This window comes from Longispora sp. NPDC051575 (genome assembly GCF_040681875.1).
Taxonomy (GTDB): Bacteria; Actinomycetota; Actinomycetes; order Mycobacteriales; family Micromonosporaceae; genus Longispora.
Window position 1 is genome coordinate 371,265 of the sequence record NZ_JBFAZP010000009.1, and the last position, 25,653, is coordinate 396,917.

Below are 25,653 nucleotides of genomic sequence, written 5' to 3' on the forward strand. Positions count from 1 at the left end.
GGGTACCCATGAGCGACAACATCTTCCCTTTCAAGATCGCGATCGACGAGGCCAAGCTGGTCGACCTGCGCGAACGGCTGGCCGCCACCCACTGGCCGGCCCAGCTGCCCGGCGCCGCATGGGCCAAGGGCGCGCCGACCAGCTATCTGAGGGAACTCGCCGAGTACTGGCGCACCAGCTACGACTGGCGCGAACACGAGGCCCTGCTGAACAGCTACCCCCAGTTCACCACGGACGTCGACGGCGTCACCCTGCACTTCCTGCACGTCCGCTCGCCGGAGCCCGACGCGCTGCCCCTGGTCCTCGCGCACGGCTGGCCCGGCTCGATCATCGAGTTCCTCGACGTGATCGGCCCCCTGACCGACCCCCGCAACCACGGCGGCGACCCGGCCGACGCGTTCCACCTGGTCATCCCGTGCCTGCCCGGATTCGGCTTCTCCTCCGCCCCGACCGAGCCGGGCTGGGACAGCCGGCGGATGGCCGGCGCCATCGCGGAGGTGATGACCCGGCTGGGCTACGACCGGTACGGCGCCCAGGGCGGCGACTTCGGCGCCTTCGTGGCCCCGGACCTGGCCCGGGTCGCCCCGGAGCGGGTGGTCGGGGTGCACGTCAACGCGGCCAGCGCCGGGTTCATCCCGTTCGGTGGGGTGGACGAGGCGACCCTGGCCGGCTTCACCGAGGCCGAGCGGGTCCGCTACGAGCGGATGCAGGGGTTCATGTCCACGGGCAACGCGTACTTCCAGATCCAGGCCACCCGGCCACAGACGATCAGCTACGCCCTGACCGACTCGCCGGTGGGGCTGCTGGCCTGGATCGTGGAGAAGTTCCAGGAGTGGACGTTCGGCGACGGGCTGCCCGAGACCGCCGTCGACCGGGACCGGATGCTCACCAACATCATGCTGTACTGGCTGACCGGCTCCGCCGGCACGGCCGCGAACCTCTACTACGAGTCCGTCAACTCCCACAACTGGCCGACGCCGTCCGGCGTACCCACCGGGGTGGCGGTGTTCGCCGAGGACATCGCGATCCGGCAGTACGGCGACCAGGTGAACACGATCACGCACTGGGCGGAGTACGACCGGGGCGGGCACTTCGCCGCGATGGAGGTGCCGGACCTGCTGGCCGAGGACGTGCGGACGTTCTTCCGGACCGTGCGGTAGGGGGCCGACCCCCGCTGAGCCGGACGACCACCGTCCGGCTCAGCGGGCATCCAGCGTGCGCTACGGTTTCGGCACACATCCGAGCAACCCATGCATGGAAGTTCCCTTGCCTCGCCGAGCACCAGGCGACATCAGTTCACAGCTACGCCTGCGCGAAACCCGGCACCACAGCCGGACGGTCATCAGGGGCCTGTCCGCGTCGGCCAACCGGCAGATACGCGACTTCGAGCGTCGGCACGGACTCCCCTACGGGGACACCGCCCTAGCCTTCCAACGCTGGTCGAAGCCCACCCGGCGGACTCGCGACACCCACGAGTGGCGCTACGGGTCCGACGACGTCCACACCGACCACGTCCGCAGCCGCCTCGAACAGGCCCTGCGACACCTCCGCCGCAAGGCGCGCCGCGAGCTGCGCACGGCACTCGAGCCGGTCGACGCCCGGGCCCTGCGGTGGACCGTCAACGACCCGTTCGCGATCCCGTGGCTTCCGTGGTGGCTCCGGCGCATCGAGATCTGACCGGAACCGGCACGCCTGTTCGCCGATGCGTGCCGCCAAGTCAATCACGGGGCGCGGCCGGAGCCCGGCACGCCAGGTCACCGGCGACGAGCCTGTCAGCCGGCCGACCGCCGGCCCCCGTACGAGGCCACCAGCGCGTCCGCCACCGCCTCGGCATCCGCGTCCGCCACATCGGCCGGATACTCCGGCAACAGGTCGTCCCACACGGGCATCCACGACCCGAACAGCTGCGCCTGCCCGGCGGGCCGGGCGAAGAACCACATGTGCAGATGCGCCCCGCCGTCCCCGATCCGGTACACGTGCGCCCGCGAGATGTGCGGCACCGCCTGCACGTGGCGGACGAGGTGGGTGCTCAACACGCCCAGCTCAGAGGCCAGCTCGTCCGGCAGGTCGGCCATGTCGTGGTGGTCGCGCGGGTACAGCATCAGGACCAGTGGCACGCCGACCCGCTTGATCCGCGCCAGCCGCCACCGGTCGTGGAACCAGATGCCCTCGTCCCGGGCGCGGCAGGTGCGGCAGTCCGCGGGGTCCTCGCCCTGGCGCGGCGGCTCGGGCAGAACCGGCGGGCGCAGGGGCGAGACGCGGAGTCCGTCCTGTTCGAAGGGGCTGATGTCCCAGCCCGTCATCCGGGCCAGCGGGAGGCGGTGCTCGCTGTCGGCAGCGGCGACCGCGTGGGCGTAGAACTCGTCCGGGGTCAAAGCCATGATCCGAAGACTAGTACGACGGGGGAAGTCATGATCATTTAGCTCGGCGTGGACTCTCGGATGGGTCGGGCTGTAGCCTCCCCTTCATGATCAACAGAGTCGGGGTCGCCGTCGTCGGGGTGGGCAACAACACGTCGGCGCTGGTGCAGGGCATCGCGTTCTACCGCGCCTCCGGCAGCCTGGTCGGCATCCACCGCCCCGAGATCGACGGCCTCGGTGTCGGCGACATCGACTTCGTGGCGGCCTTCGCCCTGTCCGCCGGCAAGGTCGGCAAGGATCTGACCGAAGCGATCTTCGCGGCCCCCAACAACTTCCCGCGCCTGCAAACCGAAACACCTCCTTCAGGGGTACTGGTCCAGCGCGGCCTCACCGACGCCACCGGGATCGACCGGATCGCGGAGGCCCTGGCCGGTACCGAGGTCGTGCTCTACTCGGCGCCGTCGGGCCTGCCCGAGGTGGCCCGCGCGTACGCCGAGGCCGCGCTCCGGGCCGGGGCCGCCTTCGTCAACACGACCTCCGACGTCGTCGCCCGCGATCCGGAGCTGGTCGAGCGGTTCGAGGCGGCCGGCCTGCCACTCCTGGGCGACGATCTGACCAGCCAGTTCGGTACGTCGATCGTGCACCGCACCCTGCTGGGCCTGCTGGAGGAGCGCGGGCTGACCCTGGCCAGCTCGTACCAGGTCAATCTCGGCGGCACCGAGGACTTCCGCAACCTGGCGGAGAACGGCGGCAGCAAGAAGCAGTCCAAGGTGAACGCCCTGAACGCGGACCGGTCCACTGCGGACAAGGTCCAGATGGCCCCGATCGGGTACCTGTCGCAGCTGGGGTCGGAGAAGGTGGCGTACCTCAATATCGAGGCGCGGGGTTGGGGTGACACCTCGGTCAGCCTCGACGTGAAGCTGAAGGTCCACGACCCGAGCGGCGGTGCGGGGGTCACGATCGACCTGGTCCGGATGGCGGCCGGCGCCCTGCGGGCGGGACGGGGCGGCTATGCCGGCGAGGCGGCGGCCCTGCTCAAGTCCCCGCCCGGAACGGCCGGCTAGGCACCTTCGGCGTGCGCGGAGTGCCATACCGGGCAGCGGTTCCGGCCGGCGCGTGTGCGTGAGCGCGCGTGCCCGGGCCGGCGGGCAGCGGCCCCGATCGGCGCATGCGCGTGATGCGCGCGCACCTGGACCGGCGGGCAGCGGTGGCCGACTCCGACGGTGCCCGGCCGCGATTATGCTCGGGCGCATGAGCTGGGCGGAGTCCTACCACGGCAGGTTGCGCGCGTTCGCCGGTGACGAGGAGGTGCTGATCTTCGTTGGTGCCCGCTGTCTGCTGCGCGACGATGGGGGCCGCATCCTGCTGATCAGGCGCAGTGACAACGGTTTGTGGGCGGTGCCGGCCGGCGGGATGGAGCTGGGCGACTCGGTGCGCCAGTGCGCGGTCCGCGAGGTGTGGGAGGAGACCGGCCTGACCCCGACCGAACTCGCCCCGATCGCGATCCTGAGCGGTGCGGACTCCACGGTCACCAACCAGTGGGGGCACACCTACCAGTCCCACATCACGGTCTTCCTCGCCACGGCGTGGACCGGGGAACTCGTGACGCGGACCGACGAGACCATCGACGCGGGCTGGTTCCACCCCGACCAGCTGCCCGCCCCGCACGCCACCAGCGTGCCCGCGCTGCTGCGCCTGCTCGAACACTACGACCGCACCGGCGAGTTCGTCGCGCCGTGACGGCACCGGCAGGGGTCCCGGCGCGCCGGGAGGCCACCGTTTCGCCCGCTCCCGGGGCGCGCGGACGCGGTGACGTGGCCTCGACGACCGCGATGGCATTGCCGGGTGGCCGGCCGAGAGGGAGCACCGGGACACGATGACGAAGGCGGGCCGGCGGATCAGGAAGATCCATGTGTGGATCGGCGTCCGGGAGGGAACCGACGACGACTGGTTCCGCTACTTCGACGTGGAGGGGGCCGGTGCCGCGTGCGGCTTCTGTCGGGACACCGGGATGACGTGGTTCGACTTCGACTTCTTCTCGGCGTACTTCGCGGGCGAGGTCGTGGACGTGGAGCACGTCACGGGCGAGGTCGCCTACTCCGAGCAGTTCGACGCCGCGCTCGGGGCCGCGTGTGAGGAGCACGGCGTCCGCCAGGCCGACGCGTGCTTCACGCTGATCGACTTCGACGGCGCGACGCACGTCGGCCGGCGCTACCACGGACTCACCCTGGTCGGCGTGTTCGAGTTCTCGGCCTGAACGCCGAGGTGCCGCGATGCGACAGGGTCGAGGTACCCCGGTTGTTGCCCCGACGCGCGGTACCGGCGTCCCCAACGGCACTTGGCGGCAGGTCGTACCCGTCCTATCGTGATCGGGTTGCCGGGGCGCTCCAGGCCCCGCACGTCGCACATCGGGGGCACCATGATCCGCGTGTTGGGCTCGGCCGACCTGGACGGGTTCACGGAACTGCGGCGGGCCGCGGTCACCGACCATCCCGGCGAGTTCGGCACCGGTGGCGAGGACTGGTCCAGCGCGTCGCGGGAGAAGATCGCCCACCTGCTGGCGACGGCGACCCTCATCCTCGGCGCCTTCGAGGGTCAGCAACTCGTCGGCATGGCCGGGCTCCTGCGCGAACCCAAGCAGCACACCAGGCACAAGGCGGCGGTCTGGGGGCTGTACGTCGACCCGGCGAGCCGGCGGCGCGGGCACGCGCGAGCCCTGGTCACCGGCCTGGTCGAGCACGCCCGGACGATCGACGTCGAGATCCTGCGCGCGGTCACGTCCACGGAGAACGCCGCGACGATCGGGCTGCTCGGGTCGCTCGGGTTCGAGGAGTTCGGAGTGGAGCCCCGGGCACGGAAGGTCGACGGCCACTACCTGGACCAGGTGATGTTCCGCCGGGAGCTGTAGCCGGGATTCGGCGACAGGGCCGGGAGGCGCGCCTGGCCCGTCCGGGCGGGACGGTGACAGGCGGCCACTGCGGCGGGTGTTACGGAACCCGCACCAGGTCCGTGTCGACCCCGGGCCGGGCCGGAACGAGGCTGAAGCCCTGCTCGGTGGCGGGGTCGTAGCTCACGACCAGTCCGTGGGCGCGGAGCCGGGTGGCCCAGTCGCGTACCCGCGAAAGGGTTTCCAGGTCCAGTCTTTCGCCGGCACGGCGGCGCTCCTCGTCGCGCAGGCGGGTGCGGAGGAGGTGGAACTGGTGGATCGGCTCGACCTGCCACGGGACGAGGTTCGTCAGGATGTACGGCAGGTCATGGGACTCGCGGTAGGCGGCCCAGCCCGCCGGGGGGACCCGGACACCGGTCTGGTGCTGGAACCGGGTGGTCATCGTGTCGTAGGGCAGGCCGTCGGTGAACCAGGTGTGGATCTCCTCCGCCATGGTCAAGGTGTCGTTGTTCATTGTTTCCCTCAGTTCATGCATCTTGGGACAACGGTAGGTGGGCACCCACCCGCTTGTCACCGGGTTTTGGCTGCTCAGGCATTGATCAGTCCCACCAGAAGTGCCAGCTGCCGGTACCCATGAGCCGCCACGCGTAGTCCTGCAGGTCCTTCGCGTGCTGCCAGACGTTGTCGGGGCAGAACGCGAAATGCTCGGCGGCCACGTGCAGGGCGTGATCGGGCGTGGTGGGCGGGGCGGCGACGCTGACGTGCAGGGTGTCGAATCCGACGGCCACGACCCGGGCGCCGAACCGGTCCTCCCAGTCGCGCAGCACGGCGGCGTACTTCGCGGCGTCGTTCTCGTAGTTCACCGGGCCGGTCCAGCCGAGCGCGGCGATCGTGTCGGCGCTCCGGGTGGCGGGCACCAGGCCGAGGCGGACCCCGTTGAGGCCGAAGATGTCGGGGGTGCCGGTCAGGAGGCGGGCGAGGTCGTCGGCGGCGGTGTCGGGGGCCTTCCGCCGGTCACCGGCGGGGGCCGGCCCCGGCCAGGCCGTGTACGGCTCGACGATCGCCAGGCGCCGGTCACGGCCGAGGTGGTCGCCGTCGTCCTCAGCTCCGTCGGCGGCCTGGGACCACCATTCCGCCAGGAGTTCCGTGGCGGCGAAGCCCTCCGGGGTCGACATCGCGCCGGGTTCGACCTCGCCGTCGGCCCAGGGCCGGTTCTCGTCGCCGTGGTAGCCGCCGAGCAGCACCGGCCACAGGCCCGAGCCGCGGAGCCGGGCGAACAGCGCCGGGTCGGGGGCGGTGTCGCTCAGCCAGTAGGCGGGGCCCTCCCAGTCGGCGTCCATCCCCGGTTCGGGGGCCACGAGCCGCCCCGGGGGCAGGGACACCCCGAGCTGGGCGCCGGTGGGATCGGCCCGCAGCGACGCCAACATCTGATACCCGTCCGTCATGCCCGGCACCATAGCGGCCACCACCGACAAGACTCACCCCACTTCGACGGGTACGGGCACCCGCGCGTCGATGCCCGGGTCCTGTCGACTCACAGCTCCAGGGTCGCCTGGATTTCGCGGTCGACAGGACCGTTGTACCTGGTCAGAGTGAATTCGCCGGGTCGCCCCGTGGAACGCGCGACGACGGCCCGTGTAGCCCTCAGGCCGCTGTGGTGCCGAAGGTGTGGACCAGTTCGATGCGGCCCACGATGTGCCGGTTGAACTCGGCGAGCTCCTCGGCCGGGACCCACAGCTCGCGGATGTCCCGCCCGCCGGCCAGCCGCACCGGATACCGGGACAGGAACGTCGACTCGACGCGGAACCTGGTCACGTATCCCGATCCGGAGTGCGGCACGTTCCACTCCCGGGCGATCCGGATCGCGTAGTCCTCGGTCAGGACCGGGTAGAAGATCGGCTGGTCCGGCAGGCGGGGCGGCCAGGAGCGCCAGTTCGACTCGCGCAGGAGCGCCAACTCCTCCGGACCTGTCGGCCGCCACAACGTCGTCACCCACATACCGTTCACCGCCCTCCCGCGTCAGAAAGCCAGATCATGCCAGGTCAAGGACTCCAAAAGCCAAGGGATTCGGCGGGTACGGGTACCCGCGGTGCCGGTTCGGGCCGAACGGTGGAACCGGTGCCGGGTGGGTCAGGGCAGGTCCGGGTTGCCGTCCAGGTTGGCGATCATGCGGCGGAGGACGTTGAGGGCCGCCACGTAGTCGGCCGGGTCGATGCCGGCGTGGATCTGTTCGTGCGCGGCGTCGAGCCGGTCCTTGGCGCGCAGCCGGGTGGCCTCGCCGGATTCGGTGACGTGCAGGGTGCCGGCGTCCTCGCGGAGCAGTCCCCGGGCGAGGAGGTCGTCGTGCATCTTCTCGAAGTCGACGCCGAGGTTGTCGAACGGGGCCAGCCGCTCGATGAGGGCCGCCCGGGTCCAGGTGCCGGGGGTGCCGGCGACGTGGTTGAGGGTCCACCAGTGGGGCTGGGTGAGGTCGTCGAGGGCGAGTTCGGCGCGGATCCGGGCGAGGACGAGGCGGGAGGTCTCGGTGCTCCAGTACCCGATGGGCTGGGTGGCCAGTGTCTCTTGTGGGTAGTTTTTCATGACGCAACCGTAGGAGTTCAACCTCGCTTGAGATCAAGCGTGCGGGTCGCGAGGAGGGTCACAGGCTCGTGCCCGTGGGCAGGGTTGTGGGGGCAGGGTTGTGGGGCTCTGGGTGCTCGGGTCAGAACTCGTCGAGGATGGTCGGGAGCCAGTCGGCGGTGTGGGAGAAGTGGTAGCCCAGGGACTCGGCGCGGGTGTTGGACATGCCGTAGTAGTGGGCGAACGAGTACGGGGACGCGTCCTCGCCCGGGGACACCTCGCGGTAGACCGGGGCGGGGGTGAGGTGGGCGCCCAGGTCGGTGACGGTGAGTTCGCCGTGGGAGCGGGCGTTGACGGGGCCGGTGAAGTCCGCGAGGGCCGTGAAGTGCAGGAAGTCGGCGATCTCGCGCGGGTGGGTGAACGAGGACGGGCGCGGGTCGCGGTGGACGAGGATCGGGGTGCCGGCCCGGGCGCGGTCGACGTAGTGCGCGAGGCGGCCGGTGAAGTCGGCGCCGCCGAGGACGTGGGCGGAGCGGACCGCCACGAACGGGAACGGCGGGTCGGTGGCGAACACCGCCTCGGCCTGGCGTTTGCCCTCGGCGTAGTGGGCGTCGCGGAAGGTCGGGTCGTGCCAGGGCAGGGTGAGGTCGACCGGCCAGGTGGTGGGGTCGAAGGCGTCCTCGGGGAGGGGCACGGGTCGAGGCCCGGGTGCACGGAGAGCGGGCGGCTGCCCTGGACGAGGCCCGGTCGGGTGCGGCGCCCCCGGGGCCGACTCGGGGGCCGACTCGGGGGCAGGCTCAGGGGCAGGCTCAGGGGCAGGCTCGCGGACCGGCTCGCGGACCGGCTCGCGGACCGGCTCGCGGACCGACCCTAAGGCTGGCGGGGCGTACACCTCGATGGTGGAGGTCATCACGTAGCGGGCCGTGCGGCCGGCGAACACCCGGCGCGCGACCGCCGCCTGGGTCGGGGTGGAGCAGACCTGGTCGAGGACGACGTCGAAGGTCCGGCCGGCCAGGGCCGCGCGGAGCGCCTCCTCGTCGTCGCGGTCGGCGCGGACGTGGTCGACGCCCGGCGGTGCCGGGGTCGAGCCCCGGTTGACGAGGGTGACGTGCGCGCCGGACGTGCGGAGCCGGTCGACGAGGAGCCGGCCGAAGTAGCGGCTGCCGCCGATCACGGCGACCCGGAGAGGTGTCATGCCCCGAGCCTGCCGGATTATGATCATTAGCAGAAGTGATGAAAAGCTTAAGGCGCTGTTAGGGGTACTGATGATCGACGTCCAGCGGCTCCGGGTACTCCGCGAGGTCGCCCGGCACGGCAGCTTCAGCCGGGCAGCCGCCGCGCTGCTGTGCACGCCGTCGGCCGTCTCCCAGCAGATCGCCGCCCTCGAACGCACGCTCGGTACGCCGGTGGTGGAGCGCAGCACCCGGGGCGTGGTGCTCACCGGGGCCGGGGTGCTGCTCGTCGAGGCCGCCGACGCGGTGACCGCCGAGCTGCGGCACGCGCAGGAGCAGATCGACCGGCTCGGTGCGGGGCGCGCCGCGCTGGCCGTGGCGACGTTCACCAGTGGCGGGCAGCGGCTGTTGCCGGCCGCGTTGGGTCGGTTCGTGGCCGCGCATCCCGAGGTGGAGCTGACCGTGCTCGAAGGGGAGCCCGAGGTCGCGGTGCCGTGGGTGCGGGAGGGGCGGGCGGACCTGGCGTTGGCGTACCACTTCGGGGGGCCGCCGCCCGTGCGGCGCGGGGACCGGTCGGGGTTGGCGTGGACGCCGGTACTCGATGATCCGATGTGGATCGTCCTTCCCGCCGGGCACCGGCTGGCCGGGCGCGGGTCGGTGCATCTGACCGAGCTGGCCGGGGAGGCGTGGGTGCTGGGGTGCTCGAAGACGAAGGCGGTGGTGGAGCAGTACGCGGGGCTGGCCGGGTTCGAGCCGCGGATCCTGGCGAGTACGACGGACTACTTCTTCGCGCAGGCGTTGGTGGCTGCCGGGGTGGGGGTGGCGTTGATTCCGGAGATCGGGCTGGTGGCGGGCGTGGGGCGGCCCCGAGGTGGGGGCCCGGGGCCACTCAGAACCGGGGCGCTGCCCGGGGCGACGGGCGACGGGGACCTGGTGGCGGTCGCCGTGGAGCAGCCCCGGCCGGTGCGGTACGTCGGGGTGGTGACGGCTCGTCGAAAGGCCCCCAATCCGGTGGCGGAGACCCTGGTCGAGGCGTTGCGCGCGTCGGCGGCCACCCTCGGCTGAGTCTGGTCGAACCCTCGTCGGCGGGTGGCGGACGCCCCCGCGCCGAGCCGCTGGTCCTGGGCGGGGCGACCCGGCCGCGATCGCCCCGGTCAGCGTGGCCCGGCCGTGGTCGAGCCGTGCCGGACCGGTACCCCTCTCAGGTGGTTTTGGCGTAGCCGAGGCCCTCCACGATCCGGCCGTCGCGGACCAGCATCAGGTTGACGCCCCGGGTGGAGCCGCCGTCGTGGACGTAGCGCCAGCGGATCACGGCCCGGTCGCCCGCGATGTGCACGTCCTCCAGGTCGAAGTGCGCGGCACGGTTCTCGGCGATGGCCCGCCACCACGCGATGGCGGCGGCCCGGCCCTCGACGCGCTGGCCGTCGGTGTTCTCGATGACGCAGCCCTCGCCGATCAGGTCGTCGAGCGCGTCGACGTCGCGCTTCTGGAACACGTCGTTGTACCGGCGGATGACGTCGGCGGTGATCTCCTCGGACATGGTCCCTCCCCTACTTTCCCGCCCGGCCGGGCGGTGCTCCGGTCGTGCCCGGCGGCTGGTCGAGCGGCCCGCCGGGCGATCCGGGACCGATCCTGCTCGGGCCGGTGCCGACCGGCAATTCCCTCCGGGGTATCACCCCGGACCAAGATCAGCTACAACTGGTGGGTGGACACCCTCACGGACCCGGACCGGTTCCCCGGCGAACTGCGGCGCTGGCGCACCACCCGGCGGGTCAGTCAGCTCGAACTGGCGCTCCGGGCCGGTACCACCCAGCGGCACCTGAGTTTCATGGAGCGCGGCCGGTCGCGGCCCGGACGGGAGATCGTGGTCCGGCTCGCCGAGTCGCTGGGGCTCACGCTGCGGGAACGCAACGCGCTGCTGCTCAGTGCGGGGTACGCGCCCGTGTTCGCGGAGTCCCGGCTGGACGCGCCGATCCTGCGGCCCGTGCGCGACGCGCTGGAGCGGATCCTGGACGGGCACCTGCCGTACCCGGCGATCGTCGCGGGTCCGCACGGTCAGCTGGTCGCCGCCAACAGCGCCTTCGGTGTGCTCGCCGAGGGCGCTGACCCGGCCCTGCTCGCACCGCCGGTCAACGTCCTGCGGCTCGCGCTGCACCCGGACGGGATGGCCCGGCGGGTGGTCAACCTCGCCGACTGGGGGCGGCACATCGTCGAGAACCTGCGCGGCCGGGCGGACCGCAGCCCCGATCCCGCGCTGGACGAGCTCCGCCGGGAGCTGGAGGGCTACCTGCCGGCCGCCGGGCCGCCCGGTCCCGACCCTCTGGGCTTCGCGGTGCCGCTGCGGCTGCGGACCGCCGACGGGGAGTTGCGGCTGCTCACGACGTTGACGAGTTTCGCGACGGCCGTGGACGTGACGTTGGCGGAGTTGCACCTGGAGGCGTTCCTGCCGGCCGACGAGGCGACGGCGACCCTGCTCAGAAACCGCAACCCTCCGACGGGTACGGAGTTCCGCGCGCCCGGCCCAGGTTCCGCGTGGGCGGTCCGCCGGGGCCCGGGGAGCTGAGGAACTCCGCCCCGGCGGGGGCCGACGTTCGGGCCGCCCGCCCCGGGTTCACAGGGTCGTCGCCACCTCGGCGAGGAGGTCGACGAAGCGGGTGACCGTGGTCGGTCGGGTGCGGCCGGCGAGGGTGGCCGCGAAGACCCGGCGGACCGAGGTGTCGTCCCGGTGCAGCCGGAGGAGCGCGATGTCGGGCGGCGTGGCCCGGACGGCGAGCGCCGGGATCAGGGCCACGCCGAGCCCGGCGGCCACGCAGCCCAGTTTGCCCGTCCACTCGGCGGCCACGATGTCCACCCGGGGCTCGAACCCGTGCGGCAGGCTGGCCCGGAGCAGGGTGTTCTCGGCGGTCGCGGAGCCGGCGATGAAGGCCTCGGCGGCCAGTTCCGCGTACCGGACCGTGCGGCGGCGGGCCAGCCGGTGGGTGCGGGGCACGGCCACCAGCAGGTGCTCGTCGAGCAGGTGGCGCAGGTCGTACCGCTCGGTGTCGAGGGGCTGGTCGGGGGCCGCGCTGACCACGGCCACGTCCGCGTCGCCGGACTCCAGGCGCTCCAGCAGGCCCGGGGTCAGGCCCTCCACCAGGGAGGACGCGACGTCGGGGTGCGCGGCGCGGAACGTGGCCAGCGCGCGGGGCACCAGGGCCGCGACGGCAGTGGGGAACGCGCCGACCCGGAGCCGGCCACCCGTGCCGTCCCGGAGCGCGGCCAGGTCCCGGCGGGCGGCGGCGAGCCGGTCGAGTACGGCCTCGGCGTGGGCGAGCAGGCAACGGCCCTCGTCGGTGAGCGCCACGCCCCGGGGCAGCCGGTCGAACAGGGTCGCGCCGGTGTCGGCCTCCAGGGCGGCGATCTGCCGGGACACGGCCGACTGGGTGAACCGCAGGGCCCGGGCGGCGGCCGTGATCGACCCGTGGGCGGCGACGGCGCGGAGGACTTCCAGGGACTGGAGCTGCACGTACCCATGCTAGGACAACATGGCAGGGATGCCGAAGAGTCGTTGGTCGCATGGCAGAGACTCACCTAGCGTGGTGATCATGACAGTCATCGCCGTCCTCGGCACCGGACACATGGGCGCGCCGATCGCCCGCCGCCTGCTCGCCGCCGGCCACCAGGTCACCGTCTGGAACCGCACCGCCGCCCGCGCCGCCGACCTGGTCGCCCTCGGCGCGCGCCAGGCCGCCACCCCCGCCGGGGCCGTCCGGGACGCCGAGCTGGTGATCACGATGCTCACCGACGCGGCGGCCGTCGAGGCGGTGCTGTTCGGGGCGGACGGGGCGGTGGGGGCGCTGCCGGCCGGTACCCCCCTGGTGGACATGTCCACGATCGGCCCGGACGCGGTCCGCGACCTGGCCCGGCGCCTGCCCGCCGGGGTCGACCTGGTCGACGCGCCCGTCGGCGGCAGCGTCGGGGCGGCCGAGACCGGTGAGCTGCGGGTCTTGGTCGGCGGGCCCGACGCGGCGGTCGACCGGGTCAGCCCGGTCCTGGGGGTACTGGGCACCGTCCGGCGCTGCGGGCCCACCGGCGGCGGGGCGGCGCTCAAGCTCGTGCTGAACACCGCGCTGGTCACCGGCCTGGCCGCGCTCGCCGACACCCTCGCCGTGGCCGGGGCGGTCGGGGTCGACCGGGAGGCGGCGCTGGAGGTGCTGGCCGCGAGTCCGCTGGGTGCGGCGGTCGCGCGGGGCACGGCGGGTGGGGCCTCGTTCGCGGTCGCCCTGGCCGCCAAGGACATCGATCTCGCGCTCGACGCGCTCGGCGCCACCCCGGCCCCGGTGGCCCGGGCGGCGGCGGCCACCCTGCACGCGGCCCTGGACCCGTCCGCCGACCTGGCCACCCTCGTCTGACCCTGTACCCGCGACTTCGGGGCCCGCCCGCCACTGGCTGACGTCGTGGGCCAGCTACTCACCGGCGGTGGCGGCCCAGCGGCTCGGCGGGGCCCGCGCGTCCGCACCGGGCCGCGTCCGCCGCACCACGTCACCGCCACTCGTGGTACCGCCCCGGGCCGCCGGCCCGGAGGCATGACCGAGATCCGAAGGAGAAACCCGTGCGACTGACCCTCGACAACCCGGCCGGCGTCTCCGCGCCCTACGGCGACCGCTTCGCCCACGTCGCCCGGATCGACCCCGGCCCCGGCGCGCTGCTCGTCACCTCCGGCCAGATCGCCGCCGACGACGCCGGTGACGTGGTCGGGCCGGGCGACATCACCGCCCAGTCCGAACGGATCTTCGAGCTGATCGGGGAGATCCTCGCCGCGCACGGCGCGGGCCTCGCCGACGTCGCGCACATCCGCACGTTCATGACCTCGCTCGACGACCTGCCCGGGTACGGGGCGGTCCGGCGGCGGTTGTTCCCGGGCACGCCGCCGACGAGTACCACGGTGGAGGTGGGGCGGCTGTTCCACCCGGACGCGCTGCTGGAGGTGGAGGTCACGGCCGTGGTCCCGGGCTAGACGGGGCCCAGGTAGACCCAGTTGCCGTTGTCGCGGAGGAAGCGGCTGTGCTCGTGCATCGCGCCGGGCCGGCCGCCCTCCCGGTAGTGCGCGCGGAACTCGACCGTGCCCTCGGCGTCGAACAGGCCGCCGCCGGTCTTCGCGAGCACGTCGAGGCGTACCCATCGCAGGTCGGTGTCGAGGTCCAGCTCCGCCGGCCGGGTGTCCGGGTGCCACGACCGCAGCAGGTAGGCCACGTCCCCGACCGCGAACGCGCTGAACCGGGACCGCATCAGGGTCTCGGCGGTCGGCGCGTTCTGCCCGGCGTGGAACCGGCCGCAGCAGGCGGGGTAGGGCTCGCCGAGCCCGCAGGGACAGGAGTCAGGTGCCATCCCCCCATTCTGCCGGGCCACCCCGTGGCGGCCGGGACAGCGGTCACCGGGCCTGCGGGAAGACGGACCACGAACCCTTTCGAGGGGTACCGGGCCCGCCGGTACCCGTCAGCGGGGTTCGGAGAGTTTTTGGGTGATCAGGCGGAGTTGGTCGCCGTAGCGGGATTCGAACTCCGGGGAGCCCGGTTCGACGCCGAAGAGCTGGCGGACGACGTGCTGGAGGGTGATCGGGGCCATCACCATGCCCATCATGGCGAGCATGAAGGACTCCGGGTCGATGTCGGCGGCCAGTTCGCCGGTCTCGCGGCGGCGGTACAGGTCGGAGAGGTCCTCGGGCGGCTCGGGCGGGGTCTCCCCGTCGGCGGCGAGCCCGTGCCACAGGACGAGCCGGATGGACGCCGGGTTGGCCAGCACCTCGTGCAGGTAACGGGCGGTGAGTTCCGGGATCGACAGGTCCGGGGTCGCGAACTCGGCCTCGCGGCGCTGCCACTCGCTCTGCAGCGCGCGGTACAGGCCCTCCTTGCCGCCGAAGTAGTAGTTGATCAGGCGTTTGTTGACCCCGGCCCGGTCGGCGATGTCCTGGACGCGCGCGCCCGCGTACCCCTTGGCGGCGAACACCTCCAGGGCCGCGGTGAGCAGCTGGCGGCGCGAGCGTTCGGCGTCGCGCTGCCGTTCCTCGGGGGCCGGGGTGCGCCGGCTGCCGGTGGGTGCCTCCATCGGCTCAGGCTACTTCACCTGCGGATGAGCTCAATTCCCCAGTTGGTGCATTGACGTTAATTCCCCAACTGGTTAACATCGCCGGGAGACCCCTGCGAAAGGTGCGATCGTCATGATTCTGGCAACCGGAGCCACCGGGAACGTCGGCCGGCACGTCGTCACCCTGCTCCTGGAGGCGGGCGAGAAGGTCCGCGCGATCAGCCGCGACCCGGCCACCGCCGGCCTGCCCGACGGCGTCGCGGTCCTCGAAGGGGACCTGCGCCGCCCCGAGACCCTGCCGGCCGCCCTGAGCGGCGTCGACCGGGCCTACCTGTTCCCCGTGCACGACGCCCTCGGCGACTTCCTCACCGGGGCCCGCGAGGTCGGGGTCGGCCGGATCGTGCTGCTGTCCTCGATGGCCGTGAACTTCGGGGTCGGCAACGAGATCGCCCGCTGGCACGCCGAGTCCGAGCGGGCGGTGCTCGACTCCGGGCTGCCGTGGACGTTCCTGCGGCCCGGCGCGTTCATGGTCAACGACCTCGGGTGGGCGCACTCGATCAGGGCCGACGGCGTGGTCCGCGCGGCGTACGGGGACTCGGCCAGCGCGCCCATCGACGAGCGGGACATCGCCGAGGTGGCGGTGCGCGCGCTGCTGGACGACGGGCACGAGGGGCAGGCCTACACGCTGACCGGGCCCGCCTCGCACACCCAGGTCGAGCGGGTCCGGATCCTGGGTGGGGTGCTCGGGCGGGAGCTGCGGTTCGAGGAGCTGTCCCGGGAGGCGGCCCGGCGGGAGATGGAGCGGTTCATGCCGCCGGAGATCTCCGAGGTGCTGGTGGAACTCCTGGCGTCGACCGTCGGGACGACCGCGGAGATCGAGCCGGCCGTGGAGCGGATCCTGGGGCGGGCCGGGCGGTCGTACGCGGAGTGGGCGGGGCGGTGGGCGGGGGAGTTCCGCTGAGGTTGCGCGTCGGTGGCCCGCGTCGGGCCGGGCGTGCCTGCCGGAACCGGTAGGCCTGGAGGGAGCCCGTAGTCCCGGACCACCCCGTCTGGACCGGGCGTGGGCCGCTCCTCCCCCGGGCGAGGAGCGGCCCCCGGTGGTCAACGCAGGCCCGGGACCTCGGTGACCAGGTACGGCGGGGTGCCGGCGCCCGACGGGAGCTGGCTGTTCACCCAGAGCAGCCGGCCCCGGTCCCGGGCGAGGGTCGTCGGCCCGACGGTCCCGGCCACGGCCGCCGAGTCGCCGAGGACCCGCGCGGCCGTGAAGTCCCGGTTCAGCTCCACCAGCCGGGTGAGGAACTCCCACTCGCCGGCCGCGTTCAGCCTGTTCCAGACGCCGTAGAGCCGGCGGCCCTCCAGGACGAGGCCGTCGCCGGAGAACGCCCGGCCGTCGGCGATCCGGAGCGCGCGGACCGCCCGGGTCGCGAGGTCGACGCGGTAGGTGACGTCCACGCCCTGCTCGGCGACGAGGAGTACCCGGCCGTCGGCGCTGGTCACGATGCCGTTGAGGAACGACGGCACCGGGTCGAACGCGTCGACCGTCAGCCACGGGGTGAGCGGCCCGACCCGGTCGCCGGTGAGCGACGCCCGCCAGACGGTCTGGTTGACGGAGTCCGTGACATAGACCGCGTCGGACGTGAAGGCCATGTCGTTGAGGAACGACGCGGGGGCGTCCACGGCGCGCCGGGTCAGCGGGCGGCCGGAGCGGTCGTACACGAAGAGGGTGCCGGTGGCCGCGCCCGCGACGAACAGCCGGTCGCGGCGGTCCAGTTTGACGCCGGTCGCGGAGGTCCGGCCGTCGGCGCCGGGGGCGAGGAACGGGCGCAGGGCGCGGTCGCACACGTGACCCCGGTAGACGGCGCCGGTCGCGACGCTGGTCACGTACATCGTGCCGTCGCGGGTGACCTCGATGCCCTCGGGGGAGGCGCCGGGCTCGCGGGTGACGACGTACTCGCGGATCAGGTCCTGGTGGGCGGAGGCCGGGGAGCCGGGGGTGGTGGCGCCGGCGGTGGCGGCGAGGGCGGCCACACCGGTCCGGAGGAGGGTTCGTCTGTCCATGGCACCGAGGATGCGGCGGGCGGCCCCGGGGCTTCCACGCCTTTCAGCCGTGCCTGAAAGGGGCCCACACCCGGACACGAAACCGATCCGACGGGTACCGGTGGGACTGTGCCGCGCCCGCGCGTCGCTCTGGTCCACGGCGAGCCGGCACCCGGCGGTGTGACGGAACGGTGATCTGGGGCGCTCATGCTGGACGGGTGCTGCGCATCCACTTCACACCGGCCGACCTGGGCCGGGTCACCCTCGCCACCGGCCCCGACGTGATGCTGGAGCTGCAGCACAGCGTCCTGATGCTCGACCGGGCCTGGGGCGGCGGCTGGACGGGCCGCTGGCGGCGTTCGGTGCTCCCGAAGCTGTCGCCCCGGCTCCGCTCCGTCCTCGACCTGATGCCCGTCCTGGGCTACACGCCCGACTTCCTCTCCCCGGTCGGCGCCCGCGACTTCCGGTCGGCGCTCGGCACCGTGGTCGAGGCCCCGACGGACCAGGTCCGGGCCGAGCTGGCGACGCTCGACCGGCCGCTCACGCCCTGGGCGCGGGCCCTCGCCGCCGGGGACACGTCGGCGCGCCGGGAGCTGGGGGCGGTGCTGACGGCGTACCACGACGTGGGGGTCGCGCCACAGTGGAGCACCGTCACGGCCCGGGTGACGGCGGACCGGGCGGTGCGCGGCCAGGTGCTCCTCGACGGCGGCCTCGACCGGCTCCTGGACACCCTGCACCCGGACATCCGGTGGACCGCGCCGACCCTGACGGTCCGCTGCCCGGCCGCCCCGCCGCGGAGCCTGGAGTTCCACCTGGGCGGGCGGGGCCTGACCCTCGTGCCGCTGTTCTTCGGCGGGGTGTCCACGTACGCGGAGCCGCCGACCGGGCCGGCCGTGCTGGCGTACCCGATCCCGCACGACCCCTCCCCGGCGGTACCCGGCGACCGGCTCGTGTCCCTGCTCGGCCGGACCCGGGCCGCCGTCCTGGTGACCCTGTCGAACGCGGGGTCCACGACGCAGGTCGCCCAGCGGGTGGGCACGTCGGTGGCCTCGGCGAGCCAGCACGCGACGGTGCTGCGCGAGGCGGGGCTGATCACGACGACCCGGCTGGGCGGGGCGGTGCTGCACGCGCTCACCCCGTTGGGCGAGGACCTGGTCCGCGACACCGCGCGCTGATCCGCGCCGCGCGGTGACGGCGTCCGCGCGGTGGCGGCCCGCGCGCACCGGCGCCGCCGGTACCCCTCAACGGGAGTCGTCTTTGGACACTTGTCCGGCCGTGACGGCTCGGTTACCGTGGAACATTCCCAGGACACATGTCACGTTCCGCAATGACGGGTGAGCGTTTGCATGCAGCGCCTTCGTGACGCACGTGCCGTCCGCCGTGTGGCGATGCTCGTCCGGCACTCCGCCGCGTCCATGTCCCTGTTCTTCTTCGCCCTCCTGGCCCTCGTGATCCTGGGGTACGGCGCCCTGAGCATCACCGACGGCGGCCCGAACCTGGCCCTCAACCTCGGCGTCGAGATCCTCGGCACCCTGATCACGGTCGCGGTGATCGGCCCGATCGTGCGGTCGACGCAGGAGGGCAACGTCCGCAGCCATCCGACGTTGAACATCCGCCGGTTCGTGGACCGTTCCGCCATGGCGCGCCGGCAGGTGCAGGTCCTGGCCACGTTCTCGAATCTGCTGAACAACCGCGAGACGGAGCGGTTCCTGGGGATCGCGCGCCAGCACCTGGACCGGGGCATCGCGGTCGAGTTCCTGCTGCTGCACCCTGACTCGCTGAGTTCGGAGCAACGGCAGCGGGAGCTGAGGGGTACGGGCACGGACGTGTCGGTCCTCATCCACCACAACGTCCGGGTGCTCAACGGGCTGCTCGACAGCGTCGCCCCGGACAAGCGGCGCAACCTCTCCGTCCGGCTGTACGACGCGAGCGCGTCCGTCATCCTCTACCGGTGGGACGACCGGGGGCTGACCTCGTTCCTGCCGACGGACGGCCTGGCCGAGGAGGGTGAGCACCTGGAGGTCGACATGCGCTCCCCGCTGGGTGGCTTCGTCAGCGCCCGGTTCGCGGCCCTGTGGCACAGTCCGACGACGATCACGCTCCAGTCGTTCCTGCGGATGCCGGTGGTGATCATCGAGGACGGCCGGCGGGCGAAGCCGATCGAGGCGCTGTACGTGACGGTCGAGCAGGGGCACTATCTCGTGTCCTCCGAGATCCTCGCCGCCCTGGCGCGCCGGCCGGGCGGCACGTTGCGGGCCCGGCGGGCGGACGACGACGCGGTCACGTTCGACCTGTTCGTCGTGGACGACCGGGAGACCGACCTCCAGAACCGACTGGTCGAGAGTTACCACGAGAAATACGATATGTCCGCACACACCTTCGTGGGCATGCGACCCAGCGTGTAGAATCGACTGATTGATCATGTGACGATGCCGTCGTTCGACAGTGGCCCGTATGCCAGCGCCGACTGTCGGACCCGCGCGCTCGCCGGCACCCCCGCCCCGCACCCCACGGGTCTCCGCCGCGCGCGGACCACCGGGGCCCCCGGCCGGACGCTGGCCGTCCGCGTCCCTCCGGGGTGAGCGGTCCCGACGTGCGGGCCTCACACGTCCGCCAGGCCCGTGGTGGAGCCTCCCCCGGGCCGTGAGGGCCCCGATCCGCCAGCAGCGCCTCCCGTGTCCGACCGGTCGTCGGCGCGCGCTCCCGGGGCGACGACCCGCGACAACAGAGCTGAATGGAGTACCGGTGGAGATTCGATCCGACGACGTGACTGCGGTGTCACCGGAGGAGGCCCACGAGCGGGTGCACGCGCTGGCCCTGAGCACCGCCGGACACCCCGCGGTGCGCAACGCCTTCTACGAGCTGTGGATGGCGGGACCGCTCCCCGCCGGGCACGTCGAGGTGGTGGCCCGCAACTACCTCGAACGGGTCCGCCGCACCCCCGACCGGATCGCGCTCGCGTTCCTGAGCACGACGGACGTCGCGGCCCGGGCCGAGATCGTGGCGAACCTCAGTGACGAGATGGGGCACGGCGACCCGGCCCGGGTGCACTCGGTGATCCTGCGCGGCTTCTTCGAGACGCTGCTGTCGCGACTGCGCGGGCACCCGGTGCGCCTCGACGACCTGACGACGCCCCTGCTGCCGTCGACGGTCCGCCTGGTCGAGCAGTCCGAGAAGCTGTTCGCCAGCCCGCACCCGCAGGAGTCCCTCGGCGCGCTGCTCGCCCAGGAGTGGCACGCGTACCCGCAGCTGGTGTTCCTCTACGAGGGGGTCCGCAACTACCGGGACCTGTTCGAGCTCACCGAGTTCCACGAGGCGTGCGAGTACTTCTACCTGCACATCGGCGCCACCGAGAAGGAACACAAGCTCCAGGCGCTGTCGACCGCCGCCCGGACCTGCCGGACCACCGCCGACCTCGCCCACCTCGAACGCGGCTTCACCGGCTACCTGGAGCTGCTGGCCGACAACTGGGCCGAGCTGCACCGGGCGGTCCGGCCGGCCTGACCAGGGGCTACGAGTGCAACTCGTGCGGTAGTGGGGCCGGTCCGTACACCTTCTGCGGTACGGCCCTTGCTACCGCGAGGGGACGACAGCGGTTGCCAGGTCAACTATGTTGCGTCAATGTCGCCGATACTGCCCCGGGTCAGGCGGCTGGCCTCGGAGAACCCGCTCGCGGTGGACGTGCTGTACACGGGGCTGGTCACCGCGGTCAGTGTGCCCCTGAGCCACGAGCACGCCCCGGGTTCCTGGGGCGACATCGACGGGCTGGGCGATGTGCTGGTCATCGCGATGAGCCTGCCGCTCGTGGCGCGCCGGCGTGCGCCCGTCGCGGTGCTGGCCGCGTGCCTGGGGCTGTGGACGGTCTACATCGCGCTGAACTACTGGCCGGTGGTGGGCACGTACCCGGCGCTGTTCGCGCTGTACACCCTCGCCTCGCTCCGCCCGGCCCGGGTGGTGGCCCCGTGGATGGCCGCCACCGCCGGGGTGTGGGTGTTCGCGGGGGCACTCACCGAGGGCGGTTCGATGGTGACCGTGTTCGCGCAGGCCGTGGCCCTGCCGTGCCTGATCTGGCGGTTCGGGGACGCCAGCCGGCAGACGTCGCTGCGCAACCAGCAGCTCGCCGACCTGGCCGAACGGCTCCGGGTGGAGCAGGAGGACCGGGCCCGGCGGGCGGTGTTCGACGAGCGGGTCCGGATCGCCCGGGAACTGCACGACGTCGTCGCCCACCACATCTCCGTCATCTCCGTGCACTCGGGGCTGGCCCGGTACGTGTTCGACACCGATCCGGACACCGCCCGGCGCGCGCTGGGCACGATCCGGGACACCAGCGCGGAGGTACTCGACGAGATGCGCCGGCTGCTCGCCCTGCTGCGGGTCGAACCGGACTCCGACTCCTACGATCCGGCGCCCGGGGTCGCCCGGCTCGGGGAGCTGGCCGAACGGCTCCGGGAGGCCGGCATGCCGGTGGAGCTGCGCGTGACCGGGGAGCCGCGCGCGCTGGCCCCGGGCATCGACCAGTGCGTGTACCGGATCGTGCAGGAGTGCCTGACCAACGCGCTGCGGCACGCGATGCCGGCGACGGCGGTGGTGGAGCTGGCGTACCAGCCCGAGCTGCTCACGGTTTCGGTGACGGACGACGGGGCCAACGCGCCGGCCGGCGGCGGAGTCCCGGGTGCCGCCAGGTCCGGCGGGACCGGGCCGGCCCGGTCAGGCACGGCGGGACGGAGCGGGGCCGGGGCGGGCACGGCGGGGCCGGGTGTTCCCGGGCCGGTCGGCGCCGGGCACGGCCTGGTCGGGATGCGCGAGCGGGCCGTCCTCTACGGCGGCACCCTCGTCGCCGGCCCGCGCCCCGAGGGCGGGTTCGCGGTCACCCTGACCCTGCCGCTGGCGAGGCTGGGCGGCGACGGGCAGGCCTCGGATGGCTGACGGGAACCCGCCCCGGGAGTCGGCCCGACCCCCGGTCGCGGGCGGTGCCGATCAGGCCGGAGAACCAGGTCGAGGGCCCGTCATCCGGGTACTCGTCGTGGACGACCAGCCCCTGATCCGCGCCGGCCTGGCGTCCCTGATCCGCGCGGCCCCCGGCCTGGACGTGGTGGCCGAGGCGTCCGACGGGGTGGAGGCGGTGGCGCTGGCCGCCCGGACCCGCCCCGACGTGGTGCTGATGGACATCCGGATGCCCGGGATGAGCGGCGTGACCGCCACGGAGCACATCCTGGCCGCCCCGGTCCGCCCCAAGCCCCGGGTGCTGATCCTGACGACCCTCGACCTCGACGAGTACGTGTACACCGCGTTGCAGGCCGGCGCGTGCGGGTTCCTGCTCAAGGACACCCCGCCGGAGCGCCTGATCGCGGCCATCGCCACGGTCTCCGCGGAGGACGTGCTGCTCGCGCCGGCCGTGACCCGCCGGCTGATCGAGACGTACGCGCGCCGGTCCCCGGGCCCGGCCGCCACCGCCGGGCTGACGGCGCGGGAGAACGAGGTGCTGCGCCTGGTGGCCCGGGGGCTGTCGAACGGGGCCATCGCCGCCGGGCTGGTACTCAGCGAGGCGACGGTGAAGACGCACGTCAGCCGGATCATGGCGAAGCTGGGCCTGGGCAGCCGCGCCCAGGTGGTGGTGTTCGCCTACGAGTCCCGCCTGGTCACCCCGCGCGAACCGCGGTAGCCGCACGGCACCCGGATCCGCCACCGCTCCCCTGGTGAGACCCGGAGCCGCCCCGACCCCGCTCCCCCGGCGGATCCGGAGCCGACCCCGCCGGCCGGGGCGGATCCGGAGCCTCCCCCGCCGGCCGCGCTCAGCCCACCGCCCCCGGATCCGCCCCCGCCCGCGCCGCCGCACCGAGCGCCGACAGCATCAGCACCTGCGCCAGGATGATCCGTTCGATCTCCGCCGGGTCCACGCTCTCGTCGGGCGCGTGGATCGCAGCCCGGGCCAGGTCCTCGGCGCCCCACAGGATCACGTCGGCGTTCGGGGCGGCCTTCTTCAGGTACGCGACGAGCGGGATCGAGCCGCCCGACCCGATCACCGAGGCCGGCTTCCCGAAGGCCGCGCTGAGCCCGTCGCGCGCGGCCCCGATCGCCGGCCCGGTCAGGTCCACCTCGAACGGGTGCCCCACCTTGACGCGCTTCGTCTCCACCTTCACGTTGCCGGGGGCGTGGGATTCCAGGTGGTCCATCAGGAGCTGGAGTTCGCGCTCGGGGTCGCAGCCCGGTACCACCCGCATGGAGATCTTCGCGGTGGCGGTGGGAATCAGGATGTTCGCGGCCTCGGCGGTGTTCGGGGCGTCCAGGCCGATCGCGGTGACCGAGGGCCGCGCCCACAGCCGGGACGCGACGGTGCCGGTGCCCACCAGGTCGACGCCGTCGAGGACCCCGGCGGCGGTCCGGAAGTCGGCCTCGGGGAAGTCTGCGCCGGACCAGTCGTGCGAGTGCAGGCCCTCGATGGCCACGTCGCCGTCCGGGGTGTGCAGGGTGGCCAGGATCCGGGCGAGGGCGATCAGCGCGTCGGGGGCCGCGCCGCCGAACAGGCCAGAGTGCACCGGGGCGGCCAGGGTGCTCACGGTGACCGTGCAGGACACGTCGCCGCGCAGGTGCGTGGTGAGCGCGGGCTCGCCGACCCGGACGTTGCCCATGTCGGCGATGACGAACGCGTCGCAGGCGAACAGGGCCGGGTGCGCCTCGACGTACGCCTCCAGGTGGCTGATCGTCTCCTCCTCGCCCTCGACGAGGATCTTGACCCCGACGGGCGGCGTACCCCCGAAAGCTCGAAGGGTTGCCAGGTGCGCGACCACTCCGCTCTTGTCGTCGGCGACGCCCCGGCCGTGGATCCGGCCGTCGGGGCCGTCGGTGGCCGTCCACGGGTCGCTGGTCCATCCCTGTTTCGGGGCCGGCTGCACGTCGTAGTGCGCGTAGAGCAGGACGGTGGGCGCGCCGGGCGGGGCGGGGATCTCGCCGTAGACGGACGGGTAGCCGGCACCCAGGTCGAGGAGGCGCGCGTCGGCGATCCCGGCGGCCCGGAACAGGTCGAGGACGTCGGCGGCCATCGCGTGCACCGGCTCGGGCGGGAAGCCGGGGAACGCGACGGAGGCGTGCCCGACGAGGCGGCGCAGGTCGGTGAGCACGTCCGGCATCAGCTGCCCGACGGTGGTGCGCGCGGTGGCGGTGTCCATGGCGACTCCTTCTCGACAGTGGTCTGTTTCCCTTGCTACGCCACGAACCTGGACAGCACCAGCCCCACGCCGACGACGCTCACCCACGACACGAGCATCGGGATCGTGAACGAGTGCCAGACGATCAGGTGGCTGAGCCGGGTGGTGCCGGTCCGGTCGATCTGCACGGCCGCGATCTGGGTGCCGTTGGCCGGGAACAGCCACACCCCGACCAGGGACGGCCACATCGCGGTGACCGTGGCGGCCGGCAGCGCGGCGAGCCCGATCGGCACGATGGCCCGGGTGGTCGCCGACTGGCTGGTGGTCAGGCCGCACATCACGAACAGGGCCACGGCCAGGAACAGCGAGTGTTCCTTGGCGATGTCGGCGAGCGGGTCGATGATCTGTTTGGCGTTGCCGGAGATGAACGTGTCGGCCATCCACGCCACCCCGAACAGCGCGACGGCCGCGATGATCCCCGAGGACATCAGGGGCTGGCGGACCACGTCGGCGGCCGGGACCCGGTTGGCGAGCAGGATCGCCAGGGCGACGGTGAACATGACCAGCTCGATGCAGATCGTCATGCCGAGCCGTTCGGACTTCCCGCCGACGGTGACCAGGGGCCGGAGGCGGTCGAAGAGTCCCATCGCGACGATGACGGCGACCCCGGACAGGAATATTCCGGTACTGCGCGCCGCGCCGGCCCGCAACGGCGGCTCCGGTTCGGCGTCCCCGGGTTCCGCCGCCGTCCCGCCGCCCGTGCCGGCCCTGGCAGCCGCGACCGGCACCGGCTCGCACTCCCCCGCCGCCACCCGCCGCCGGAACTCCGGATCGTCGGCGAGTTCCTTCCCGACCCGGTTCTGCACGAGCGAGGTCACGACGGTGGCGACCAATCCGGCCGGGAGCGTGATCAGCAGTACCTTGCTGAGGGTGAACCCGCCGGGCATCAGGGTCAGGTACGCGGCCATCGCCGCCGACACCGGGCTGGCCGTGATGCCGAGCCCGGAGCACACGGTCGACGCGGCGAGCGGCCGTTCGGGGCGGACCCCGTTGCGGAACGCCGTCTCGTAGATGACCGGGATCAGGGCGAAGAAGATGTTGGAGGTGCCCGCGCCGACGGTGAACACGAACGACACCAGCGGCGCGATGACCGTGATCCGCCGGGGGTTGCGCCGGATGATCCGGGAGGCCACCGACACCAGGTAGTCGATGCCGCCGGCCGCCTGCATGGCCGAGGACGCGGTGATGACGGCGATGATGATGAAGAACGCGTCCACGGGCGGGGAGCCGGGGTCCAGGCCGAAGCCGAAGACGAGGAGCGCGGTGCCGAACGCGCCCCACAGGCCGAGGCCGATACCGCCGGTGCGCACGCCCATCGCGATCGCACCGAGGACGACCAGGGCTTCGAGGACCAGTTTCGCGGTACCCAT

General features: G+C 73.0%; 29 protein-coding genes. 16 read left to right on the forward strand and 13 right to left on the reverse strand.

Going from position 1 to position 25,653, the window contains the following annotated elements; genetic code table 11:
- Nucleotides 1–8: 8 nt before the first annotated feature.
- Both AB0M43_RS28685 and AB0M43_RS28690 read left to right on the forward strand, forming a co-directional pair.
- Nucleotides 9–1,160 (forward strand): epoxide hydrolase family protein, encoded by a 1,152-nt coding sequence (locus tag AB0M43_RS28685; protein ID WP_363728887.1) that lies wholly within the window; start codon nt 9–11, stop codon nt 1,158–1,160.
- A 106-nt stretch (nt 1,161–1,266) separates the two neighbouring features.
- Nucleotides 1,267–1,677 carry a hypothetical protein gene (locus AB0M43_RS28690; protein WP_363728888.1) on the forward strand — a complete coding sequence of 137 codons (411 nt, stop codon included), beginning with the start codon at nt 1,267–1,269 and terminating at the stop codon, nt 1,675–1,677.
- 95 nt (nt 1,678–1,772) lie between these two features.
- Here the strand turns inward: AB0M43_RS28690 and AB0M43_RS28695 are convergent, their stop codons facing one another.
- Nucleotides 1,773–2,381: a hypothetical protein gene (locus AB0M43_RS28695; protein WP_363728889.1), complete on the reverse strand. Its 609-nt coding sequence runs from the start codon at nt 2,379–2,381 to the stop codon at nt 1,773–1,775.
- A gap of 86 nt (nt 2,382–2,467) precedes the next feature.
- Between AB0M43_RS28695 and AB0M43_RS28700 the strand changes: the two genes are divergently transcribed.
- From AB0M43_RS28700 to AB0M43_RS28715, 4 genes are all read left to right on the forward strand, one after another.
- Nucleotides 2,468–3,424, forward strand: a complete 957-nt coding sequence (locus AB0M43_RS28700; protein ID WP_363728890.1) for an inositol-3-phosphate synthase — start codon at nt 2,468–2,470, stop codon at nt 3,422–3,424.
- A gap of 187 nt (nt 3,425–3,611) precedes the next feature.
- Nucleotides 3,612–4,100 carry an NUDIX domain-containing protein gene (locus tag AB0M43_RS28705; RefSeq protein WP_363728891.1) on the forward strand — a complete coding sequence of 163 codons (489 nt, stop codon included), beginning with the start codon at nt 3,612–3,614 and terminating at the stop codon, nt 4,098–4,100.
- A 136-nt stretch (nt 4,101–4,236) separates the two neighbouring features.
- A complete protein-coding gene (locus tag AB0M43_RS28710; RefSeq protein WP_363728892.1) occupies nt 4,237–4,617 on the forward strand; it encodes an immunity 22 family protein in 381 nt (126 codons plus the stop codon).
- A 162-nt stretch (nt 4,618–4,779) separates the two neighbouring features.
- Nucleotides 4,780–5,268, forward strand: coding sequence for a GNAT family N-acetyltransferase (locus AB0M43_RS28715; protein ID WP_363728893.1), 489 nt, complete (start codon nt 4,780–4,782; stop codon nt 5,266–5,268).
- 79 nt (nt 5,269–5,347) lie between these two features.
- On the opposite strand, the gene AB0M43_RS28720 is transcribed toward AB0M43_RS28715, so the two are convergent.
- From AB0M43_RS28720 to AB0M43_RS28740, 5 genes are all read right to left on the reverse strand, one after another.
- Entirely contained in the window at nt 5,348–5,761 is a 414-nt protein-coding gene (locus tag AB0M43_RS28720) for a hypothetical protein (RefSeq protein WP_363728894.1), read from the reverse strand.
- A gap of 85 nt (nt 5,762–5,846) precedes the next feature.
- Entirely contained in the window at nt 5,847–6,692 is an 846-nt protein-coding gene (locus AB0M43_RS28725) for a DUF4253 domain-containing protein (RefSeq protein ID WP_363728895.1), read from the reverse strand.
- Between the two features lie 199 nt (nt 6,693–6,891).
- Nucleotides 6,892–7,245 carry an ADP-ribosylation/crystallin J1 gene (locus AB0M43_RS28730; protein ID WP_363728967.1) on the reverse strand — a complete coding sequence of 118 codons (354 nt, stop codon included), beginning with the start codon at nt 7,243–7,245 and terminating at the stop codon, nt 6,892–6,894.
- A gap of 132 nt (nt 7,246–7,377) precedes the next feature.
- Nucleotides 7,378–7,827 carry a MarR family transcriptional regulator gene (locus AB0M43_RS28735; RefSeq protein WP_363728896.1) on the reverse strand — a complete coding sequence of 150 codons (450 nt, stop codon included), beginning with the start codon at nt 7,825–7,827 and terminating at the stop codon, nt 7,378–7,380.
- A gap of 121 nt (nt 7,828–7,948) precedes the next feature.
- Entirely contained in the window at nt 7,949–9,001 is a 1,053-nt protein-coding gene (locus AB0M43_RS28740; RefSeq protein WP_363728897.1) for an NAD-dependent epimerase/dehydratase family protein, read from the reverse strand.
- Nucleotides 9,002–9,071: 70 nt separating this feature from the next.
- On the opposite strand from AB0M43_RS28740, the gene AB0M43_RS28745 reads away from it, so the two are divergent.
- On the forward strand, nt 9,072–10,043 hold the full coding sequence (locus AB0M43_RS28745; RefSeq protein WP_363728898.1) for a LysR substrate-binding domain-containing protein: 972 nt from the start codon (nt 9,072–9,074) through the stop codon (nt 10,041–10,043).
- A gap of 136 nt (nt 10,044–10,179) precedes the next feature.
- Here AB0M43_RS28745 and AB0M43_RS28750 read toward each other — a convergent pair whose 3' ends face one another.
- Nucleotides 10,180–10,518, reverse strand: coding sequence for a nuclear transport factor 2 family protein (locus tag AB0M43_RS28750; protein WP_363728899.1), 339 nt, complete (start codon nt 10,516–10,518; stop codon nt 10,180–10,182).
- 165 nt (nt 10,519–10,683) lie between these two features.
- Here AB0M43_RS28750 and AB0M43_RS28755 point away from each other — a divergent pair, with 165 nt between their 5' ends.
- Nucleotides 10,684–11,541 carry a helix-turn-helix transcriptional regulator gene (locus tag AB0M43_RS28755; RefSeq protein WP_363728900.1) on the forward strand — a complete coding sequence of 286 codons (858 nt, stop codon included), beginning with the start codon at nt 10,684–10,686 and terminating at the stop codon, nt 11,539–11,541.
- Nucleotides 11,542–11,589: 48 nt separating this feature from the next.
- On the opposite strand, the gene AB0M43_RS28760 is transcribed toward AB0M43_RS28755, so the two are convergent.
- Complete coding sequence (locus tag AB0M43_RS28760) at nt 11,590–12,483, reverse strand: LysR family transcriptional regulator (RefSeq protein ID WP_363728901.1); 894 nt, start codon at nt 12,481–12,483, stop codon at nt 11,590–11,592.
- Between the two features lie 79 nt (nt 12,484–12,562).
- On the opposite strand from AB0M43_RS28760, the gene AB0M43_RS28765 reads away from it, so the two are divergent.
- Together AB0M43_RS28765 and AB0M43_RS28770 are read left to right on the forward strand one after the other, a co-directional pair.
- Nucleotides 12,563–13,369, forward strand: a complete 807-nt coding sequence (locus AB0M43_RS28765; RefSeq protein ID WP_363728902.1) for an NAD(P)-dependent oxidoreductase — start codon at nt 12,563–12,565, stop codon at nt 13,367–13,369.
- 200 nt (nt 13,370–13,569) lie between these two features.
- Nucleotides 13,570–13,974 (forward strand): RidA family protein, encoded by a 405-nt coding sequence (locus AB0M43_RS28770; RefSeq protein ID WP_363728903.1) that lies wholly within the window; start codon nt 13,570–13,572, stop codon nt 13,972–13,974.
- Here the strand turns inward: AB0M43_RS28770 and AB0M43_RS28775 are convergent.
- Together AB0M43_RS28775 and AB0M43_RS28780 are read right to left on the reverse strand one after the other, a co-directional pair.
- Complete coding sequence (locus AB0M43_RS28775) at nt 13,971–14,345, reverse strand: YchJ family protein (protein ID WP_363728904.1); 375 nt, start codon at nt 14,343–14,345, stop codon at nt 13,971–13,973. The genes AB0M43_RS28770 and AB0M43_RS28775 overlap by 4 nt on opposite strands.
- Nucleotides 14,346–14,453: 108 nt before the next feature.
- Nucleotides 14,454–15,062 (reverse strand): TetR family transcriptional regulator, encoded by a 609-nt coding sequence (locus tag AB0M43_RS28780; protein WP_363728905.1) that lies wholly within the window; start codon nt 15,060–15,062, stop codon nt 14,454–14,456.
- 112 nt (nt 15,063–15,174) lie between these two features.
- Between AB0M43_RS28780 and AB0M43_RS28785 the strand changes: the two genes are divergently transcribed.
- Nucleotides 15,175–16,002, forward strand: a complete 828-nt coding sequence (locus AB0M43_RS28785; protein WP_363728906.1) for an NAD(P)H-binding protein — start codon at nt 15,175–15,177, stop codon at nt 16,000–16,002.
- Between the two features lie 140 nt (nt 16,003–16,142).
- Here the strand turns inward: AB0M43_RS28785 and AB0M43_RS28790 are convergent, their stop codons facing one another.
- On the reverse strand, nt 16,143–17,099 hold the full coding sequence (locus AB0M43_RS28790; protein ID WP_363728907.1) for a superoxide dismutase: 957 nt from the start codon (nt 17,097–17,099) through the stop codon (nt 16,143–16,145).
- Between the two features lie 197 nt (nt 17,100–17,296).
- Between AB0M43_RS28790 and AB0M43_RS28795 the strand changes: the two genes are divergently transcribed.
- The 5 genes from AB0M43_RS28795 (at nt 17,297) to AB0M43_RS28815 (ending at nt 22,740) form a co-directional block, all read left to right on the forward strand.
- Nucleotides 17,297–18,253 (forward strand): winged helix-turn-helix domain-containing protein, encoded by a 957-nt coding sequence (locus tag AB0M43_RS28795; protein WP_363728908.1) that lies wholly within the window; start codon nt 17,297–17,299, stop codon nt 18,251–18,253.
- A 207-nt stretch (nt 18,254–18,460) separates the two neighbouring features.
- On the forward strand, nt 18,461–19,483 hold the full coding sequence (locus tag AB0M43_RS28800; RefSeq protein WP_363728909.1) for a hypothetical protein: 1,023 nt from the start codon (nt 18,461–18,463) through the stop codon (nt 19,481–19,483).
- Between the two features lie 340 nt (nt 19,484–19,823).
- A complete protein-coding gene (locus tag AB0M43_RS28805) occupies nt 19,824–20,582 on the forward strand; it encodes an iron-containing redox enzyme family protein (RefSeq protein WP_363728910.1) in 759 nt (252 codons plus the stop codon).
- A 117-nt stretch (nt 20,583–20,699) separates the two neighbouring features.
- Complete coding sequence (locus AB0M43_RS28810) at nt 20,700–22,004, forward strand: sensor histidine kinase (RefSeq protein ID WP_363728911.1); 1,305 nt, start codon at nt 20,700–20,702, stop codon at nt 22,002–22,004.
- 97 nt (nt 22,005–22,101) lie between these two features.
- Nucleotides 22,102–22,740, forward strand: a complete 639-nt coding sequence (locus AB0M43_RS28815) for a response regulator transcription factor (protein ID WP_363728912.1) — start codon at nt 22,102–22,104, stop codon at nt 22,738–22,740.
- Between the two features lie 130 nt (nt 22,741–22,870).
- Here the strand turns inward: AB0M43_RS28815 and AB0M43_RS28820 are convergent, their stop codons facing one another.
- Nucleotides 22,871–24,244 (reverse strand): M20/M25/M40 family metallo-hydrolase, encoded by a 1,374-nt coding sequence (locus tag AB0M43_RS28820; RefSeq protein WP_363728913.1) that lies wholly within the window; start codon nt 24,242–24,244, stop codon nt 22,871–22,873.
- A gap of 35 nt (nt 24,245–24,279) precedes the next feature.
- A complete protein-coding gene (locus AB0M43_RS28825) occupies nt 24,280–25,653 on the reverse strand; it encodes an anaerobic C4-dicarboxylate transporter family protein (protein ID WP_363728914.1) in 1,374 nt (457 codons plus the stop codon).